General features: G+C 66.1%; 18 protein-coding genes. 9 read left to right on the plus strand and 9 right to left on the minus strand.

Going from position 1 to position 17,812, the window contains the following annotated elements:
* Positions 1-2: 2 nt before the first annotated feature.
* Positions 3-734, plus strand: coding sequence for an amino acid ABC transporter ATP-binding protein (locus tag IE100_RS05520; protein WP_189373125.1), 732 nt, complete (start codon positions 3-5; stop codon positions 732-734).
* A gap of 164 nt (positions 735-898) precedes the next feature.
* Positions 899-2,128: an EAL and HDOD domain-containing protein gene (locus IE100_RS05525; protein WP_189373126.1), complete on the plus strand. Its 1,230-nt coding sequence runs from the start codon at positions 899-901 to the stop codon at positions 2,126-2,128.
* Positions 2,129-2,186: 58 nt separating this feature from the next.
* Here the strand turns inward: IE100_RS05525 and IE100_RS05530 are convergent, their stop codons facing one another.
* Together IE100_RS05530 and IE100_RS05535 are read right to left on the minus strand one after the other, a co-directional pair.
* Positions 2,187-3,323 carry a PilT/PilU family type 4a pilus ATPase gene (locus IE100_RS05530; RefSeq protein ID WP_189373127.1) on the minus strand — a complete coding sequence of 379 codons (1,137 nt, stop codon included), beginning with the start codon at positions 3,321-3,323 and terminating at the stop codon, positions 2,187-2,189.
* 15 nt (positions 3,324-3,338) lie between these two features.
* Positions 3,339-4,376 carry a type IV pilus twitching motility protein PilT gene (locus IE100_RS05535; RefSeq protein ID WP_189373128.1) on the minus strand — a complete coding sequence of 346 codons (1,038 nt, stop codon included), beginning with the start codon at positions 4,374-4,376 and terminating at the stop codon, positions 3,339-3,341.
* 122 nt (positions 4,377-4,498) lie between these two features.
* Between IE100_RS05535 and IE100_RS05540 the strand changes: the two genes are divergently transcribed.
* The 6 genes from IE100_RS05540 to aroG all read left to right on the plus strand — a co-directional run bounded on the left by IE100_RS05540 (position 4,499) and on the right by aroG (position 9,020).
* Positions 4,499-5,188, plus strand: a complete 690-nt coding sequence (locus IE100_RS05540) for a YggS family pyridoxal phosphate-dependent enzyme (protein WP_189373129.1) — start codon at positions 4,499-4,501, stop codon at positions 5,186-5,188.
* 53 nt (positions 5,189-5,241) lie between these two features.
* Entirely contained in the window at positions 5,242-6,051 is an 810-nt protein-coding gene (proC, locus tag IE100_RS05545; protein WP_189373130.1) for a pyrroline-5-carboxylate reductase, read from the plus strand.
* Entirely contained in the window at positions 6,048-6,632 is a 585-nt protein-coding gene (locus IE100_RS05550; RefSeq protein WP_229800244.1) for a YggT family protein, read from the plus strand. The genes proC and IE100_RS05550 overlap by 4 nt, the downstream gene beginning before the upstream one ends.
* Positions 6,633-6,708: 76 nt before the next feature.
* The gene (locus tag IE100_RS05555; RefSeq protein WP_189373131.1) at positions 6,709-7,014 is read left to right on the plus strand and encodes a c-type cytochrome; all 306 of its coding nucleotides are present in this window, start codon (positions 6,709-6,711) and stop codon (positions 7,012-7,014) included.
* A 275-nt stretch (positions 7,015-7,289) separates the two neighbouring features.
* A complete protein-coding gene (gene dksA, locus IE100_RS05560) occupies positions 7,290-7,700 on the plus strand; it encodes an RNA polymerase-binding protein DksA (RefSeq protein ID WP_047967729.1) in 411 nt (136 codons plus the stop codon).
* 243 nt (positions 7,701-7,943) lie between these two features.
* Positions 7,944-9,020, plus strand: a complete 1,077-nt coding sequence (gene aroG, locus IE100_RS05565; protein ID WP_189373132.1) for a 3-deoxy-7-phosphoheptulonate synthase AroG — start codon at positions 7,944-7,946, stop codon at positions 9,018-9,020.
* 58 nt (positions 9,021-9,078) lie between these two features.
* Here aroG and IE100_RS05570 read toward each other — a convergent pair whose 3' ends face one another.
* Both IE100_RS05570 and IE100_RS05575 read right to left on the minus strand, forming a co-directional pair.
* Positions 9,079-9,873 (minus strand): TIGR00266 family protein, encoded by a 795-nt coding sequence (locus IE100_RS05570; protein ID WP_189373133.1) that lies wholly within the window; start codon positions 9,871-9,873, stop codon positions 9,079-9,081.
* Positions 9,874-9,959: 86 nt separating this feature from the next.
* On the minus strand, positions 9,960-10,121 hold the full coding sequence (locus IE100_RS05575; protein WP_189373446.1) for a hypothetical protein: 162 nt from the start codon (positions 10,119-10,121) through the stop codon (positions 9,960-9,962).
* Positions 10,122-10,214: 93 nt separating this feature from the next.
* Between IE100_RS05575 and IE100_RS05580 the strand changes: the two genes are divergently transcribed.
* The gene (locus IE100_RS05580) at positions 10,215-11,372 is read left to right on the plus strand and encodes an HPP family protein (RefSeq protein ID WP_189373134.1); all 1,158 of its coding nucleotides are present in this window, start codon (positions 10,215-10,217) and stop codon (positions 11,370-11,372) included.
* A 76-nt stretch (positions 11,373-11,448) separates the two neighbouring features.
* Here the strand turns inward: IE100_RS05580 and fba are convergent, their stop codons facing one another.
* The 5 genes from fba to tkt all read right to left on the minus strand — a co-directional run bounded on the left by fba (position 11,449) and on the right by tkt (position 17,811).
* The gene (gene fba, locus IE100_RS05585) at positions 11,449-12,513 is read right to left on the minus strand and encodes a class II fructose-bisphosphate aldolase (protein ID WP_189373135.1); all 1,065 of its coding nucleotides are present in this window, start codon (positions 12,511-12,513) and stop codon (positions 11,449-11,451) included.
* Between the two features lie 70 nt (positions 12,514-12,583).
* Entirely contained in the window at positions 12,584-13,219 is a 636-nt protein-coding gene (locus IE100_RS05590) for a LysE family translocator (protein WP_189373136.1), read from the minus strand.
* A gap of 120 nt (positions 13,220-13,339) precedes the next feature.
* On the minus strand, positions 13,340-14,512 hold the full coding sequence (locus IE100_RS05595; protein WP_189373421.1) for a phosphoglycerate kinase: 1,173 nt from the start codon (positions 14,510-14,512) through the stop codon (positions 13,340-13,342).
* Between the two features lie 175 nt (positions 14,513-14,687).
* On the minus strand, positions 14,688-15,701 hold the full coding sequence (gene gap / locus IE100_RS05600) for a type I glyceraldehyde-3-phosphate dehydrogenase (RefSeq protein ID WP_189373137.1): 1,014 nt from the start codon (positions 15,699-15,701) through the stop codon (positions 14,688-14,690).
* A gap of 118 nt (positions 15,702-15,819) precedes the next feature.
* A complete protein-coding gene (gene tkt / locus IE100_RS05605; protein WP_189373138.1) occupies positions 15,820-17,811 on the minus strand; it encodes a transketolase in 1,992 nt (663 codons plus the stop codon).
* Between the last annotated feature and the right edge of the window lies 1 nt (position 17,812).

Genomic DNA, 17,812 nt, shown 5'->3' on the forward strand with positions numbered 1-17,812 from the left:
TGATCGAGATCAAGAACGTCAGCAAATGGTACGGTGACTTCCAGGTGCTCACCGATTGCACGACCAACGTCAAGAAAGGCGAAGTGGTGGTGGTGTGCGGCCCGTCCGGCTCCGGCAAGTCCACGCTGATCAAGACCGTCAACGCGCTGGAGCCGTTCCAGAAGGGCGAGATCTTCGTCGACGGCGTGTCGGTCGGCGACCCGAAGACCGACCTGCCGAAACTGCGCGCCCGCATCGGCATGGTGTTCCAGAACTTCGAGCTGTTCCCGCACCTGTCGATCACCGAGAACCTGACCATCGCGCAACAGCGCGTGCTCGGCCGCAGCAAGGACGAGGCGATGCAGAAGGGCATGCACTACCTCGACCGCGTCGGCCTGAAGGCGCACGCCAATAAGTTTCCCGGCCAGCTGTCCGGCGGCCAGCAGCAGCGCGTGGCGATCGCCCGCGCGCTGGCGATGGACCCGATCGCGATGCTGTTCGACGAACCGACGTCGGCGCTGGACCCGGAGATGGTCAACGAGGTGCTGGACGTGATGGTGGAGCTGGCGCACGAAGGCATGACCATGATGTGCGTGACCCACGAGATGGGCTTTGCGCGCAAGGTGGCCAACCGCGTGATCTTCATGGACCGCGGCGCCATCGTCGAGGACTGCGAGAAGGAGGAATTCTTCGGCAATATCGACGCCCGCTCCGAGCGTGCGCGCCAGTTCCTGTCCAAGATCCTGGCGCACTGAGCAAAAGGTTGGCCGCAACCGTTGCGGCCAACGTTTCACATGGAACGCCACCCTTGCGGTGGCGTTTTTTGCACCTGCGTCTGCGGGTGTGGTTTTTTCCCCCGTCAGGCTTGCGCTTGATCATGCCTGACATCGGGTGGTCATGATCGCGGTTTTGTTTGCCGATGGCATCCGCTAATATCGCCGACATGCACACCACCATCTATCTTGGCCGCCAACCGATTGTCGATGTCCAGCAGCAGCGCGTCGCCTACGAACTGCTGTTCCGCTCCGGACCGGAAAACCGCGCGCAGTTCCCGGATGACGTCAGCGCTACCGCCTCGGTGATCCGCCACACCTTCATCGATCTGGGCATGTCGCGGGTGCTGGAGGGCTGTCCCGGCTTCATCAACGTCAATGAATGGCTGCTGAAAAGCCCGGTACTGGACCTGCTGCCGCCGGAGAGCATCATCATCGAGATCCTGGAGAGCGTGCCGCTGGACGACTCGGTGCGCGCGCGCTGCCGCGAGCTGCGGGCGCGCGGCTACCGGCTGGCGCTGGACGATGTCAGCGACATCACCCCGGAAATCCAGGCGATGCTGCCGCTGGTGTCCTACCTGAAGATCGACCTGCAGCAGGTGTCGCTGGCGCGGCTGCCGGCGCTGCTGCAGCGGCTGCAGGGCTACCGCGGCCAGCTGCTGGCGGAAAAGGTGGACAGCTACGAGCAGTTCGAGCGCTGCCGCGAGCTGGGCATCCGCCTGTTCCAGGGCTACTTCTTCGCCAAGCCGACCGTCATGCAGCAGCAGCGTGCCCATCCGCACCGCGCGCTGATGCTGCGCCTGCTGGGGCTGGTGATGCAGGACGCCGAGCTGCTGGCGCTGGAAGAGGCGTTCAAGGGCGCGCCGGACATGGTGGTCAGCCTGCTGAAGCTGGTCAACGCCGCGGAAAACTACGGCCGCCCGGTGCGCTCCATCCGCGAGGCGCTGACTATGCTCGGCTCGTCACGGCTGAAGCGCTGGGCGCTGGTCATCCTGTTCGCCGCCGACTGCCGGCCGGGCCGCGGCCCCAGCCCGCTGCTGGAGATGGCGGCGGTGCGCGGCCGCATGATGGAGCTGATGGCACCGCCGGCCGAGCGCGACGAGGCGTTCATGACCGGCATCCTGTCGCTGGCCGACAGCCTGCTGGGCATGAGCATGCAGTCGCTGGTGGCGTCGCTGGCGCTGCGCGACAAGGTGCTGCAGGCGCTGCTGTACCGCGGGGGCTCGCTCGGCGAGCTGCTGGCGCAGACCGAGCTGGCCGAGTGCCGCGAGGTGCCGGCGCCGCTGCCGACGCTGGCGGCGGACAACTTCAACCAGGTGCAGCTGGAGGCGCTGGAGTGGGTGCGCAGGATGTGGAGCGACGACTTCCCCGCCTGAGCCGGGAGCGTGGTGGCAGGAGACAAGGTTGGCCGCACGCCGTTGCGGCCAACCTTTTTTACACGATGTCGAGGTGATCGAGCCCGCCCAGCGGATCGCTGCGCTTGCTCTCCTCGCCGTAGAGCTTGATCTTCAGGCGCAGGTCGTTGACCGAGTCGGCGTTGCGCAGCGCGTCCTCGAGGCTGATCTGGCCGCTTTCGTACAGCTCGAACAGCGCCTGGTCGAAGGTCTGCATCCCGGTCTCGCGCGAGCGCGACATCACCTCCTTGATGCCGGACACCTCGCCCTTGAAGATCAGGTCGGCGATCAGCGGGCTGTTGAGCAGGATTTCCACCGCCGCGACGCGGCCCTTGACCTGCTTCAGCGGAATCAGCCGCTGCGACACGATGGCGCGCATGTTCAGCGACAGGTCCATCAGCACCTGCTGGTGGCGCTCCTCCGGGAAGAAGTTGAGGATGCGGTCCAGCGCCTGGTTGGCGTTGTTGGCGTGCAGCGTGGCCAGGCACAGGTGGCCGGTCTCGGCGAACTGCAGGCCGTACATCATCGACTCGCGGTCGCGGATCTCGCCCATCAGGATCACGTCCGGCGCCTGGCGCAGCGTGTTCTTCAGCGCCACCTCCCAGCTCTCGGTGTCCACGCCGATCTCGCGCTGGGTGATGATGCTCTTCTTGTGCTGGTGCACGTACTCGATCGGGTCTTCCAGGGTGATGATGTGGTCGGCCGCGTTGCTGTTGCGCCAGTCCACCAGCCCCGCCAGCGAGGTGGACTTGCCGGAGCCGGTGCCGCCGACGAAGATCACCAGCCCGCGCTTGATCATCGCCACGTCCTTCAGCACCGCCGGCATGCTCAGCTGCTCCAGCGTCGGGATCTCGGTGTTGATCTTGCGCAGCACCATGCCGGCCTTGCCCTGCTGCATGTAGGCGCTGACGCGGAAGCGGCCGATGCCGGGCGGGCTGATGGCGAAGTTGGCCTCGGAGCTGGACTCGAACTCCTCCATCTGGCGGTCGTTCATCACCGAGCGCACCAGCTCCTTGCAGTGCTGCGCGGTCAGCGCCTGCGGTGCCACCGGCGTGATCTTGCCGTCGATCTTCATCGCCGGCGGAAAGTCGGAGGTGATGAAGATGTCGGAGGCGTTCTTGCTGGCGGCGTGCTTGAGCAGGTCGTGGATGAATTTTGATGCCTGATCCTTTTCCATGTGCTGCCTCCTCGCTTAGAACGCGTCCTTGTTGGACGCCTTTTGCCGGGCTTCCTGGACCGACACCACATTGCGCCGCACCAGCTCCTGCAGGCACATGTCCATGGTCTGCATGCCGTGCTGCTGGCCGGTCTGGATCATGGAGTTGATCTGCGCGATCTTGTTCTCGCGGATCAGGTTGCGGATCGCCGGGGTGCCGATCATGATTTCATGGGCGGCGACGCGGCCGCTCTCGTCCTTGGTCTTCAGCAGCGTCTGCGAGATCACCGCGCGCAGGCTTTCCGACAGCATCGCGCGCACCATTTCCTTCTCGCCGGCCGGGAACACGTCAACGATACGGTCGACGGTCTTGGCGGCGCCGCTGGTGTGCAGGGTGCCGAACACCAGGTGGCCGGTCTCGGCGGCGGTCAGCGCCAGGCGGATGGTTTCCAGGTCGCGCATCTCGCCGACCAGGATCACGTCCGGGTCCTCGCGCAGCGCGCTCTTCAGCGCATTGGCGAAGCTCTGCGTCTGGGCACCGAGTTCGCGCTGGTTGATCAGGCCCTTCTTGCTCTCGTGCACGAATTCGATCGGGTCTTCCACCGTCAGGATGTGCGAGTACTGGTTCTCGTTGACGTAGTCGACCATCGCCGCCAGCGTGGTGGACTTGCCGGAGCCGGTGGGGCCGGTGACCAGCACGATGCCGCGCGGCAGGTCGGCGATCTCGCGGAAGATCTTCGGCGCGTTGAGGTCTTCCAGCGACAGCACCTTGGATGGAATCACGCGGAACACCGCGGCAATGCCGCGGTTCTGCTGGAACACGTTGACGCGGAAGCGGGCGATGCCCGGCAGCTCGAAGGAGAAGTCGCACTCGAAGGTCTCCTCGAAGGCCTTGCGCTGGTGGTCGTTCATGATGTCGTACACCATGTCGTGCACGTCGTGGTGCGGCATCGGTGGCAGGTTGATGCGGCGGATGTCGCCGTGTACCCGTATGATCGGCGGCAAGCCGGACGACAGGTGCAGGTCCGATGCCTTGTTTTTGACCGTAAAGGCCAGAAGTTCGGAAATTTCCATATAATTTCTCCGCGTCCGCAACAATGCCGGGTTCATCGAATCGATGCGGACGATTGTAACGCCGCCGGGTGCCGCTGCCCACTGAGGTCGCGGCACCCGGCGGGAGAGAAAGCGAGCAGACGATGACAGATATCAGCAGCGCCCTGCAGCGGGTACGCGCGGCGATCGGCAGTGCGGCGCAGGCCGCCGGGCGCGACGCCGACAGCGTGACCCTGCTGGCGGTGAGCAAGACCTTTCCGGCGGCGGCGGTGCGCGACGCCTACGCCGCCGGCCAGCGCCGCTTCGGCGAGAACTACGTGCAGGAGCTGCAGGCCAAGGCCGCCGAGCTGCAGGATCTGGCGCCGGAGTGGCATTTCATCGGCCCGCTGCAGTCGAACAAGACGCGGCCGGTGGCGGAGCTGGCGCACTGGGTGCACTCGGTGGAACGACTGAAGATCGCCGAACGGCTGTCGGCGCAGCGCCCGGCAGCCTTGCCGCCGCTGAATGTCTGCATCCAGGTCAACGTCTCCGGCGAGGACAGCAAGAGCGGCTGTGCGCCGGACGAGGTGCTGCCGCTGGCGCAGGCCATCGCCGCCCTGCCCGGCCTGCGCCTGCGTGGGCTGATGTGCATTCCGGAGCCGACGCAGGACGCGGCAACGTTGGCCGCACGCTTCGGCGTGCTGGCCACGCTGCAGCAGCAGCTGGCGGCGGCCGGCATCGCCACCGACACGCTGTCGATGGGCATGTCCGGCGACATGGCGGCGGCGATCGCCGCCGGCAGCACCATGGTGCGCGTCGGTACCGCGATCTTCGGCGCGCGTCACTACGGCTAACCGTCCAACCAGGCTTCGCCAGCGGGCGAAGCCACAAGAACCAGGGGAAAACCATGCGTATCACGTTCATCGGTGGCGGCAATATGGCCTCCGCCATCATTTCCGGACTCTGCAAACAGCCCGGCCAGCAGATCAGCGTGGTGGAGCTGCACGAAGACAAGCGCGCCAGCCTGCAGGCCGAGTTCGGCGTCACCGCGCTGGCGACCCTGCCGGCGCGCTTTGCCGCCGACGAGGTGGTGGTGCTGGCGGTCAAGCCGCAGGCGTTGCAGGCGGTGTGCCAGCAACTGGCGCCGCGCCTGCACGGCGCGCTGGTGGTGTCGATCGCCGCCGGGGTGCGGCTGGACGCGCTGAGCCGCTGGCTGGGCAGCCCGCGCATCGTGCGGGTGATGCCCAACACCCCGGCCATGGTCGGCAAGGGCGTGTCCGGGCTGTACGCCGCCGCCGATGTCGGCGAGGCGGATCGCCGCACCGCGGAGAGCATCATGCAGGCGGTCGGCATCACCAGCTGGCTGGAGACCGAGGGTGGCATCGACGACATCACCAGCGTCTCCGGCAGCGGCCCGGCCTACGTGTTCTACTTTATCGAGAGCATGATCGAGGGCGCCTGCCAGGTCGGCTTCAGCGAGCAGGAAGCGCGGGCGCTGGTGCTAGGCACCTTCGAGGGCGCGGTGGAGCTGGCCAGGCAAAGCCCGCTGCCGGTGGCAACCTTGCGTACCAACGTGATGTCCAAGGGCGGCACCACCGAGCGCGCCATCGCCCGTTTCGAGGCCGAGGGCGTCAAGGCGGCGATCATCGCCGGGGCGCTGGACTGCCGTGCCCGCTCGGTGGAGCTGGGTGACCTGTTGAGCAAGGATGGCGAATGATGCTGCTGGAAACACTGCAATTCCTGATCAAGACCATCAGCGAGCTGTTCGTGCTGGTGCTGCTGATGCGCTTCTACCTGCAGGTGGCGCGGGCGCCGTTCAAGCATCCGCTGACCCAGTTCGTGATCGCGGTCAGCAATTTTGCGGTGTTGCCCTTGCGGCGCTGGATTCCGGCGTGGCGCAGTTATGACACCGCCACCATGGTGCTGGCGTGGGCGGTATCGCTGCTGGCGCTGGTCTGCATCCTGCTGCTCAACCCGCTGCCCTACGACCTGCTGCACCCGCAGAGCTGGCTGGCGCTGACGCTGCTGGCCGTGCTCGACGTGTTCCGCCTGTCGCTGTACCTGTTGATGGGCGCGGTGTTCGTGCTGGCCATCCTCAGCTGGGTCAACCCCTACAACGGGCTGCGCCCGGTGTTGGAGGCGCTGACCCGTCCCTACCTGAGGCCGTTCCAGCGCGCGGTGGTCGGCGGCGTCGACCTGTCGCCGCTGGTGCTGCTGCTGGTGATCCAGGTGATCCTGATGCTGCCGGTCCGGATGCTGGAAATGTCTTTCTTGATGCAACTCAAGATGGCAGTATGAGCATTCAGTTATCAAGTAGCGTTGACCTGCCTGGCGACGGAGCCAGGCAGGGATTTGATCCTGTGGAGAACTTTGCATGAAGAAAATGCTATTGGCCGCTGTGGCCCTGGGCGTGCTGGCCACCCCTGCTTTTGCCAACCTGCAGCTGGCGCAGAAATACGCTTGTGTCGCCTGTCACTCGGTCGACAAGAAGCTGGTCGGCCCGGCCTACAAGGATGTCGCCAAGAAATACGCGGGCGACAAGAGCGCCGAAGCCAAGCTGGTGGCCAAGGTCAAGGCCGGCGGTTCCGGTGTCTGGGGCCCGATCCCGATGCCGGCCCACCCGCAGGTCAGCGACGCCGATCTGAAAACACTGGTGAAGTGGGTATTGAGCCAGAAATAATCATGTTTTATGCAACATAAAGCGCCGTCAGGCGCTTTTGTTGCGTTGGCGCGGCGCCGGCTGGCCGCCGCCGCCGCTTTCCGTGTTTCTTGCCAATGTCTTAAGTCTGGCCTTAATCGGCCTGTCCTCTTGAGTTCACCCCCGTTCGGCACTATATACACAAGATAAAAGACAGTTGCGGCGGAAATGGCGTACGGATTGTGTTGCACTTTCCTTATGCCGTCGGTAATCTTCCACGCCTGTTGCCACAACTTTATAGCTGGAAGCATCAAACTATGGCCAAGCTGACTGAACAAGACATCATCAACTGGTCCGGCGATGACTACATGAACGCCGACCATCTTGAGTTCTTCAAGGAGCGCTTGTTGAACATGCAACAAGAGCTGTTGAGCAACGCCAGTGCCACGGCTAGCCACCTGCAGGAGCAGGAAGCCACGCCCGATCCGGCGGATCGAGCCACACTGGAAGAAGAGTACGCGCTGGAGCTGCGCACCCGCGACCGCGAGCGCAAGCTGCTGCAGAAGATCCAGTCCACCCTGCGTTTGATCGAAGACGGCAGCTACGGCTATTGCGAGGACACCGGCGAGCCTATCGGCCTCAAGCGCCTGCTGGCCCGCCCGACGGCATCGCTGTCGGTGGAAGCGCAGGAGCGTCGCGAACGCATGAAGCGCCAGTACGCCGACTGAGCCCAGGTTGGCCGCATGATCCGGCAAAAGCACCCTTTGGGGTGCTTTTTGTTTTTATTGGCACATGTTTTGGAATGATGTTCCAGTGGTGCTGTTTTCAGACCCTGTGTTTGGCAGCTCATGCCATCGTGGCCAGACCGGGCGGGGCCAAAAAATCGCCGGCCGCGATGCGGTTTGGGCTTGGCATGGCTGGGTGAAGCGGGTAATGTTGCTATGCAAACAAAAGAGACCAAGGACACCGCAATGCACCGCCAGACCGACGACGTCAGAATCCGCGACATCAAAGAACTGCTCCCGCCGATTGCCCACCTGTACGAGCTGCCGATCAACGAATCCGCCGCCGAGCTGATCTTCAACGCCCGTCGTGACATTGCCCGTCTGCTGCGTGCCGAGGACGACCGCCTGCTGGTGGTGATCGGCCCCTGTTCCATCCACGATCCGGCCGCGGCGGAAGAGTACGCGCGCCGCCTGCTGCCGCTGCGCCAGAAGTACGCCAACGAGCTGCAGATCGTGATGCGCGTCTACTTCGAAAAACCGCGCACCACCGTCGGCTGGAAGGGCCTGATCAACGATCCGCACCTGGACGAGTCCTACGACATCAACACCGGCCTGCGCCTGGCGCGCCGCCTGCTGCTGAACCTGAACAGCATGGGCATGCCGGCGGCCACCGAATTCCTGGACATGATCACGCCGCAGTACCTGGCCGACCTGATCAGCTGGGGCGCCATCGGCGCGCGCACCACCGAATCGCAGGTGCACCGCGAACTGGCCTCCGGCCTGTCCTGCCCGGTCGGGTTCAAGAACGGTACCGACGGCAACCTGAAGATCGCGGTCGACGCCATCCGCTCCGCCAGCGTGTCGCACCACTTCCTGTCGGTGACCAAGACCGGCCACTCCGCCATCGTCGAGACCGGCGGCAACCCGGACTGCCACGTGATCCTGCGTGGCGGCAAGGAACCGAACTACGAGGCCCGCTATGTGCAGGCCGCCGCCGCCGAGCTGGCCGCCGTCGGCCTGCCGCAGAAGCTGATGGTGGACTTCAGCCACGCCAACAGCCGCAAGGACTACCGTCGCCAGATGGAAGTGTGCGACGACGTCGCCGCGCAACTGGCGGCCGGTGACCAGCACATCTTCGGCGTGATGGTGGAAAGCCACCTGGTGGAAGGCCGCCAGGACCTGAAACCGGGCTGCGAACTGACCTACGGCCAGAGCATCACCGACGCCTGCATCGGCTGGGACAATACCGAGGCGCTGCTGCAGACGCTGGCCGACGCGGTCCAGGCCCGTCGCGCCAAGGTCGGCGTGCCGTCCGGCAAGTAAGCCTGCCGCCGACAGAAAAGCCCGGAGCGCGCTCCGGGCTTTTTTCATGCCGGAGCTTTCAGTCCTTGCCGTCCAGGATATTGCCGAGGCCGCCCAGCAGCGAACCCTGTTCGCTGCTGTTGCCGCCGGCCTTGGGGCTGGCGGCGACGATGCGGTCGGCCAGCCGCGACAGCGGCAGCGATTGCAGCCACACGTGGCCGGGGCCGGTCAGTTTGGCAAAGAACAGCCCTTCGCCGCCGAACAGCGCCGACTTCAGCTTGCCGACGTACTCGATGTCGAAATCCACCGTCGGCTGGTAGGCCACCACGCAGCCGGTATCGACGCGCAGCACCTCGCCCGGCTGCAGCTGGCGGCTGGTCAGCGTGCCGCCGGCGTGCAGGAACACGTAACCGTCGCCGTCCAGCTTCTGCATGATGAAGCCCTCGCCGCCGAACAGGCCGGTGCCGATCTTCTTCTGGAACGCGAGGCTGAGGCTGACGCCCTTTGCGGCGGCGAGAAAGCTGTCCTTCTGCGCGTACAGTGTGCCGCCCAGCTCCAAGAGGTGCACCGGCACGATCTTGCCGGGATAGCTGGCGGCAAAGGCGACGCGGCGCTTGCGCTGGCCCTGGTTGAGGTAGACGGTGGTGAACAGCGATTCGCCGGTGATCAGCCGTTTGCCGGCGCCGAGCAGCTTGCCCATCAGCCCGCCCTGCGCCGCCGAGCCGTCGCCGAAGATGGTGTCCATGCTGACATCGTCTTCCATGTAGTACAGCGCGCCGGCCTCGCCGACCGCGGCCTCGCCGGGGTCCAGCTCCACCTCGACGTACTGCATGTCGTCGCCGAAGATCTGGTAGTCGATCACATCCATTGCCATCTCGTTCTCCTTGGGCACCATTGCCGGCATGCGTTCATGCTAGCGGCTGCTCATGCCCAATGCAAAGCCGGGATGCGGGATGCGCGTCAGGGCTGCTCGCGGTCCTGTGCCGGCGGGGCGGCGTCGGCCGGCGGCTGCTTCGGCGGCCGCAGCAGCATGATCCACAGGTGGAACACGATGCCGGCCAGCGGCACCAGGCCGAGGATGATCACGAAGACCCATTCGAGGGGGGAGAAAAGTTCGCTCATCGGCATAGTGTACGCAGCGCGGCGGCGGCGGCCAAGCGGTGGATGGCGGCCGCAAAGTGGCAAACCAAATACATCTTCAAATACAATGGCGGGATGATGACCTCTCTTGCCTTGTTGCCGGCCGGACTGCGCCGGCGTCTGGAGCGCTGGTGGCCGGAGCCGCTGGTGATCGGCCGTCGCGAACAGCTGCTGGTGGCCGCCGCCGCCCTCCTCGCCGTCGCGCTCACCGGCCTGTTCACCGCGCTGACCCTGGGGCCGGCCCCGCTACTGGTGGCGTCGATGGGCGCGGCGGCGGTGCTGCTGTACGCGCTGCCCAGCAGCCCGCTGGCGCAACCGTGGCCACTGCTGGGCGGCCACCTGGTGTCGGCCGCCATCGGCGTGCTGTGCGCGCACTACGTGGCGCAGCCGGCGCTGGCCGCCGGGCTGGCGGTGGGGCTGGCCATCTTCGCCATGATCGCGCTGCGTTGCCTGCACCCGCCCGGCGGCGCCATCGCGCTGAACGCGGTGGTCGGCGGCCCGGCGGTGCAGGCGATGGGTTTCGGCTTTGTCGGTCTGGTGCTGTGCAATGCGCTGCTGATGCTGGTCCTGGCCTGGCTGTTCAACAACTACCTGCTGCGCCGCCCCTACCCGCGCGCGCTGCCGCCGCCCAACCGCCACCTGATCCGCGATCCGGCACCGCTGGCGCGGCTGGGCATCCGCGAGGAGGACATGGAAGCGGCGCTGGCCGGCTTCAACCATCTGCTCGACATCAGCCGCAGCGATCTGGAACAGGTGATGACGCTGGCGGAGATGCACGCCTACCGCCGCCGGCTGGGCGACATCCGCTGCCGCGACATCATGTCGCGCGACGTGATCAGCCTGCGCCCGGACACCGCGCTGGCGGAGGCGTGGCGGCTGCTGCGCCGGCACAAGGTGCGGGCGTTGCCGGTGGTCACCGACGCCGGCCAGGTGCTGGGCATGGTGTCGCTGGTGGACTTCCTCAAGCGGCTGGACGGCTCGCCGCAGGGGCTGCGCGAACGGCTGGCCCGCCTGCTCAGCGGCCGCGCCGGCGACAGCCGGGTGGCGGCGATCATGAGCAGCACTCTGATCAGCGTGCGCGACGACCTGCACCTGGTGGAGCTGGTGCCGCTGTTTGCCGACCGCGGCCTGCACCATGTGCCGGTGCTGGCGGGCGACGGCACGCTGGCCGGCGTGATCAGCCAGTCGGACCTGATCGCCGCGCTGTTCCGCGACCGGCTGCACGCGGCCTGATGCGGCCAAGGTTGGCCGCAAGCCAAAAACAAAAACGCCACTCCGCGGAGTGGCGTTCTGCATCAGCAGGCCGTGATTACTTCACGATCTGCGCCAGTTGGCCTTTCAGGTACAGGTTGGCCATGGCATCCAGGCTCACCGGCTTGATCTTGCTGGCCATGCCGGCGGCGCCGAAGGCTTCGTAGCGTGCCAGCACGATGTCGCGCATCGCGTCGGTGGATACCTTCAGGTATTTGCGCGGGTCGAATTCCTTCGGGTTCTGCGCCAGGAAGCGGCGGATGGCGCCGGTGGAGGCCAGGCGCAGGTCGGTGTCGATGTTCACCTTGCGCACGCCGTGCTTGATGCCTTCCACGATCTCTTCTACCGGCACGCCGTAGGTCTCGCCCAGGTCACCGCCGAATTCGTTGATGATCTGCAGCCATTCCTGCGGCACGCTGGAGGAGCCGTGCATCACCAGGTGGGTGTTGGGGATGCGGGCGTGGATTTCCTTGATGCGGTCGATGCGCAGCACGTCGCCGGTCGGCTTCTTGGTGAACTTGTAGGCGCCGTGGCTGGTGCCGATGGCGATGGCCAGCGCGTCCACGCCGGTGTCCTTGACGAACTGGGCGGCTTCTTCCGGGTCGGTCAAGAGCTGGCTGTGGTCCAGCACGCCTTCGGCGCCCACGCCGTCTTCCTCACCGGCCATGCCGGTTTCCAGGCTGCCCAGGCAGCCGATCTCGCCTTCCACCGACACGCCGCAGGCGTGGGCGAAGTTCACCACGGTACGGGTAACGTCCACGTTGTAGTCGTAGTCGGCCGGGGTCTTGCCGTCGCTCTTCAGCGAGCCGTCCATCATCACCGAGCTGAAACCCAGCTGGATGGAGCGCTGGCACACGTCCGGGCTGGTGCCGTGATCCTGGTGCATCACCACCGGGATGTGCGGGAATTCTTCCACCGCCGCCAGGATCAGGTGGCGCAGGAAGGGTGCGCCGGCGTATTTGCGCGCGCCGGCCGAGGCCTGCACGATCACCGGCGCGTCGACCTTGTCGGCGGCTTCCATGATGGCGCGCATCTGTTCCAGGTTGTTGACGTTGAAGGCCGGCAGGCCGTAGCTGAATTCTGCTGCGTGGTCCAGCAGCTGACGCATCGAAACGAGTGCCATGGGTGTGTCTCCAGTAGTTGAATGCTGTCGCGCCAGCCGTGGCCGGCGCGGAAAAAGGTTGGCCGCCGTGTCAGGCGCGGCTGACGGTGCTCAGCGCCACGCCGGCCGCCATGAAGGAGCCGCCGGCGAAGCGGTTCATCAGGCGCTGGCGCAGCGGGCTGGTGATCCAGTGCTTGAGCTTGGCGCCGCCGAAGGCGTACACCACCTGCCAGCTGCTCTCGATCACGTAGAAGGTGCCGGCCAGCACCACCAGTTGCGGCATTTGCGGTGCATCGGCGCGCATGAACTGCGGGAACAGCGCGGCAAAGAACACGAAGGCCTTCGGGTTGCTCATCGCCACTAGGAAGCCGGTGCGGAAGCGCTGCCAGTTGCTGACGGCGGCCACGCCGTCGTCGTCACCGTCGTTGCCCATGCGCTCGCTGACCGGTGCGCGCCAGGCCTGGTAGCCCAGCCACACCAGATAGGCGGCGCCGGCGTACTTGACGAAGGAGAACAGCTGTTCCGAGGCGGCCAGCAGTGCGCCGAGGCCGGCAGCGGAACCGCCCATGATCAGCCCCAGCGCCAGCAGCAGGCCGGCCATGGTCGGCAGCGCGCCGCGCAGGCCGAAGCGGATGCCGTGGCTCATCGCCAGCAGCATGTTGGGACCGGGGGTCGCCGACACGAAAAACACGGTGACGACGAAGATCAGCCAGGTATCGAAGGCCATGGGCGCTGCTCCTTGCATCTGTAATGGGGGGTGTTGCCGAGTCTAGGCGCGAAGCCTGTACCCGGCAAGTTACAGCATCGCCGTGCGGTCAACGTTGGCCGCACGGTGACAGCGTTACGCTCAGGCGCGCGCGCCGAGGATCGCGACCGCCGGCAGCTCCTTGCCTTCCAGGAACTCCAGGAAGGCACCGCCGCCGGTGGAGATGTAGCTGATCTGCTCGGTCAGGCCGTACTTGGCGATCGCCGCCAGGGTGTCGCCACCGCCGGCGATGGAGAACGCCGCCGATTTGGCGATGGCCTCGCCCAGCGCCTGGGTGCCGTGGCTGAACTGCTCGATCTCGAACACGCCGACCGGGCCGTTCCACACCACGGTGCCGGCCTTGGCGACGATGTCGGCCAGCACCTTGGCCGAGTCCGGGCCGATGTCCAGGATCATGTCGTCGGCCGTCACTTCCGCCACGTTCTTCAGCGTGGCGGCGGCGGTGTCGGAGAACTCGCTGGCGCACACCACGTCGCTCGGCAGCGGCACATTGCCGCCGCGGGCGCGGATTTTGGCGATCACGCGGCGGGCGTCGTCCACCAGGTCGGCCTCGGCCAGCGACTTGCCGATGGTCTTGCCTTCGGCCAGCAGGAAGGTGTTGGCGATGCCGCCGCCGACGATCAGCTGGTCCACCTTGTCGGCCAGCGCCTCCAGGATGGTCAGCTTGGTCGATACCTTGGAGCCGGCGACGATGGCCACCAGCGGGCGGGCCGGCGCCAGCAGCGCCTTGCCCAGCGCGTCCAGCTCGGCGGCCAGCAGGATGCCGGCGCAGGCCACCGGCGCGAACTGCGCCACGGCGTGGGTGGAGGCTTCGGCGCGGTGGGCGGTGCCGAAGGCGTCGTTGACAAACACGTCGCACAGGCTGGCGTAAGCACGGCCCAGTTCGGCGTTGTTCTTTTTCTCGCCCTTGTTCAGGCGCACGTTCTCCAGCATCGCCACCTCGCCGGCGGCCAACGGCAGGCCGGCTTGCCAGTCGGCGGCCACGGTCACGGCCTGGCCCAGCAGCTCGGACAGGCGCGCGGCGACCGGCGCCAGGCTGTCTTCCGGCTTCGGCTCGCCTTCGGTCGGGCGGCCGAGGTGGGTCATCAGGATCACGCTGGCGCCGGCCTTCAGGCAGTACTCGATGGACGGCAGGCTGGCGCGGATGCGGGTGTCGTCGCCGATCACGCCGTTCTTCACCGGCACGTTCATGTCCACGCGGATCAGGACGCGCTTGCCGGCCAGATCCAGATCGGTCAGTTTCTTGAATTGCAATTTCATCTCCTCAGCTAGGTAGGGTGGGCGGTTCGGCCCACCATCGCCCGGAATGCGACGATCTGCCCGCAGGCAGATCGTCGCATTGCCGTTCAAACAACGGTGTGGGCCGGACGTGTCCGGCCCACCCTACCAGGCATGCGGCCAACCTTGCGGCCGGCGGCATGGTCTGGCTTTATTTTGCTGCGAACATCGCCTTGGCGGTCTTCAGCATCTGCTGGCAGAAGCCCCACTCGTTGTCGTACCAGGCCAGCACCTTCACCATGTTGCCGCCGGTGACCTTGGTCAGGGTGGCGTCGAAGATGGAGCCTTCGGTGCTGTGGTTGAAGTCGCTGGAGACCAGCGGCAGGGTGTTGTAGCCCAGGGTGCCCTTCATGCTGCCTTCGGACGCGGCCTTGACGATCTCGTTGATCTCGTCCTTGGTGGTGTCGCGGGACGCGGTGAAGGTCAGGTCAACCAGCGACACGTTGATGGTCGGCACGCGTACCGAGAAGCCGTCCAGACGGCCCTTCAGTTCCGGCAGCACCAGGCCCACCGCCTTGGCGGCGCCGGTCTTGGTCGGGATCAGGTTGTCGGTGGCGGAACGGGCGCGGCGCAGGTCCTTGTGACGCACGTCGGTCAGCACCTGGTCGTTGGTGAAGGCGTGAATGGTGGTCATCAGGCCCTTCTTGATGCCGATGGCGTCGTTCAGCGCCTTGGCCACCGGGGCCAGGCAGTTGGTGGTGCAGGACGCGTTGGACACGACGGTCATGTCGGCGGTCAGCACGTCGTGGTTCACGCCGTACACGATGGTGGCGTCCACGTCGTCGCCGCCCGGGGCCGAGATCAGCACCTTCTTGGCGCCGGCGTTCAGGTGCGCCTGGCACTTTTCCTTGGTGGTGAAGGAGCCGGTGCACTCCAGCACCAGGTCCACCTGCAGCTTGTCCCACGGCAGTTCGGCCGGGTTGCGGGTGGAGAAGAACGGGATCACGTCGCCGTTGACGATCAGGTGGTTGTCGTCGTGGCTCACCTCGGCGTCGAAACGGCCGTGTACGGTGTCGAACTTGGTCAGGTGCGCGTTGGTGGCCAGGTCGCCGGAGGCGTTGACGGCCACGATTTCGAAGTCGCCGCGCAGCTTGTATTCGTAGATGGAGCGCAGTGCCTGGCGGCCGATACGGCCGTAGCCGTTGATCGCGATGCGGATGGTCATGTTTTCTCTCCCAAGAAAAATGTCTGAAACCGGAAAGTGCCCGTGTCTGCCGGCTTTTGCCGGTCTGGTGGCACAGAAACGAAGCGGCCGCCCCGCGCGAGGCGGGGCGGCCTGTCAGTTATGCGCGGATCACGCCCTTGGTCTTGGCGACCACGTTGTCCACGGTGAAGCCGAATTCCTTGAACAGCACGCCGGCCGGGGCGGATTCGCCGAAGTGGTCGATGCCGACCACGTCGCCTTCCAGGCCCACGTACTTGCGCCAGCTGTCGGTGACGCCGGCCTCGATGGCCACGCGCGGCACGCCTGCCGGCAGCACGCTGGCCTGGTAGGCCTTGTCCTGCTTGTCGAAGGCGTTGGTGCACGGCATGGACACCACGCGCACGGCGATGCCTTCGGCGGCCAGCGCTTCCTGCGCCTTCAGCGCCAGTTCCACTTCGGAACCGGTGGCGATCAGTACCGCCTTGGCGTCGGCCGCATCGCGCAGCACGTAGCCGCCCTTCTTCACGCCGGCGATCTGCGCGGCGTCACGGGTGACGAAGGGCAGGTTCTGGCGGCTGAAGATCAGGCAGGACGGGTGATCCTTGGCGGCCAGCGCGTCGGCCCAGGCCACCATGGATTCCACGGTGTCGCACGGACGCCATACCGCCATGTTCGGGATCAGGCGCAGGGTGGCGATCTGTTCCACCGGCTGGTGGGTCGGGCCGTCTTCGCCCAGGCCGATGGAATCGTGGGTGAACACGAACACCGGGTTGATCTTCATCAGCGCGGCCATGCGCAGCGCGTTGCGCGCGTATTCGCTGAACATCAGGAAGGTGGCGCCGAACGGCTTCACGCCGCCGTGCAGGGCCAGGCCGTTCATGATGGCGGCCATGCCGAACTCGCGTACGCCGTAGTGGATGTAGTTGCCACCGGCTTCGGCCGTCACGGCAACGGAGCCCGGCCAGTTGGTCAGGTTGGACGGCGTCAGGTCGGCGGAGCCGCCTACCAGTTCCGGCAGCACCTCGGCCAGCGCGGCGATGGCGTTCTGCGAGGCCTTGCGGGTGGCGATGGTCTCGCCCTTGTCGTTGGCGGCGGCGATCTTGGCGGCGACGTGCGCGTCCCAGCCGGCCGGCAGTTCGCCGGCCATGCGGCGGGTGTACTCGGCGGCCAGTTCCGGATGCGCGGCGGCGTAGTCGGCGAACAGCTGGTTCCAGCCGGCCTCCAGCTCGCTGCCCTTGGCGCGGTAGTTCCACGCGTCGTAGATGTCCTGCGGGATCACGAACGGCTCGTACGCCCACTTCAGGTTAGCGCGCGCGGCGGCGATTTCGGCGCTGCCCAGCGGCGCGCCGTGCACGTCGTGGCCGCCTTCCTTGTTCGGTGCGCCCTTGCCGATCACGGTCTTGCAGCAGATCAGGGTTGGCCGCGCGGTTTCCTTCTTCGCGGTGGCGATGGCGATCTGCAGCTCTTCGGCGTCGTGGCCGTCGACGTGGCGGATCACCTGCCAGCCGTAGGCTTCGAAGCGGGCCGGGGTGTCGTCGGTGAACCAGCCTTCGACGTCGCCGTCGATGGAGATGCCGTTGTCGTCGTAGAAGGCGATCAGTTTGCCCAGGCCCCAGGTGCCGGCCAGCGCGCAGGCTTCGTGGCTGATGCCTTCCATCATGCAGCCGTCACCGAGGAAGGTGTAGGTGTGATGGTCGACGATAGGGAAGCCGTCGCGGTTGAATTCGGCGGCGAGGATCTTCTCGGCCAGCGCCATGCCCACCGCGTTGCTGATGCCCTGGCCCAGCGGGCCGGTGGTGGTCTCCACGCCCGGTGCGTAGCCGTACTCCGGGTGGCCCGGGGTCTTGCTGTGCAGCTGGCGGAAGTTCTTGAGATCGTCGATCGACAGGTCGTAGCCCGAGAGATGCAGCAGGCTGTACAGCAGCATGGAGCCGTGGCCGTTGGACAGCACGAAGCGGTCGCGGTTGGACCAGTCTGGATTGACAGGGCTATGCTTCAGGTGATCGCGCCACAGTACTTCGGCGATATCCGCCATGCCCATCGGGGCGCCGGGGTGACCGGATTTGGCCTTTTCCACCGCGTCCATCGACAGGAAGCGTACGGCATTGGCAAGCTCGGTGCGGGAGACCATG

Origin of the sequence: Vogesella alkaliphila, from assembly GCF_014652475.1 — a bacterium.
Taxonomy (GTDB): Bacteria; Pseudomonadota; Gammaproteobacteria; order Burkholderiales; family Chromobacteriaceae; genus Vogesella; species Vogesella alkaliphila.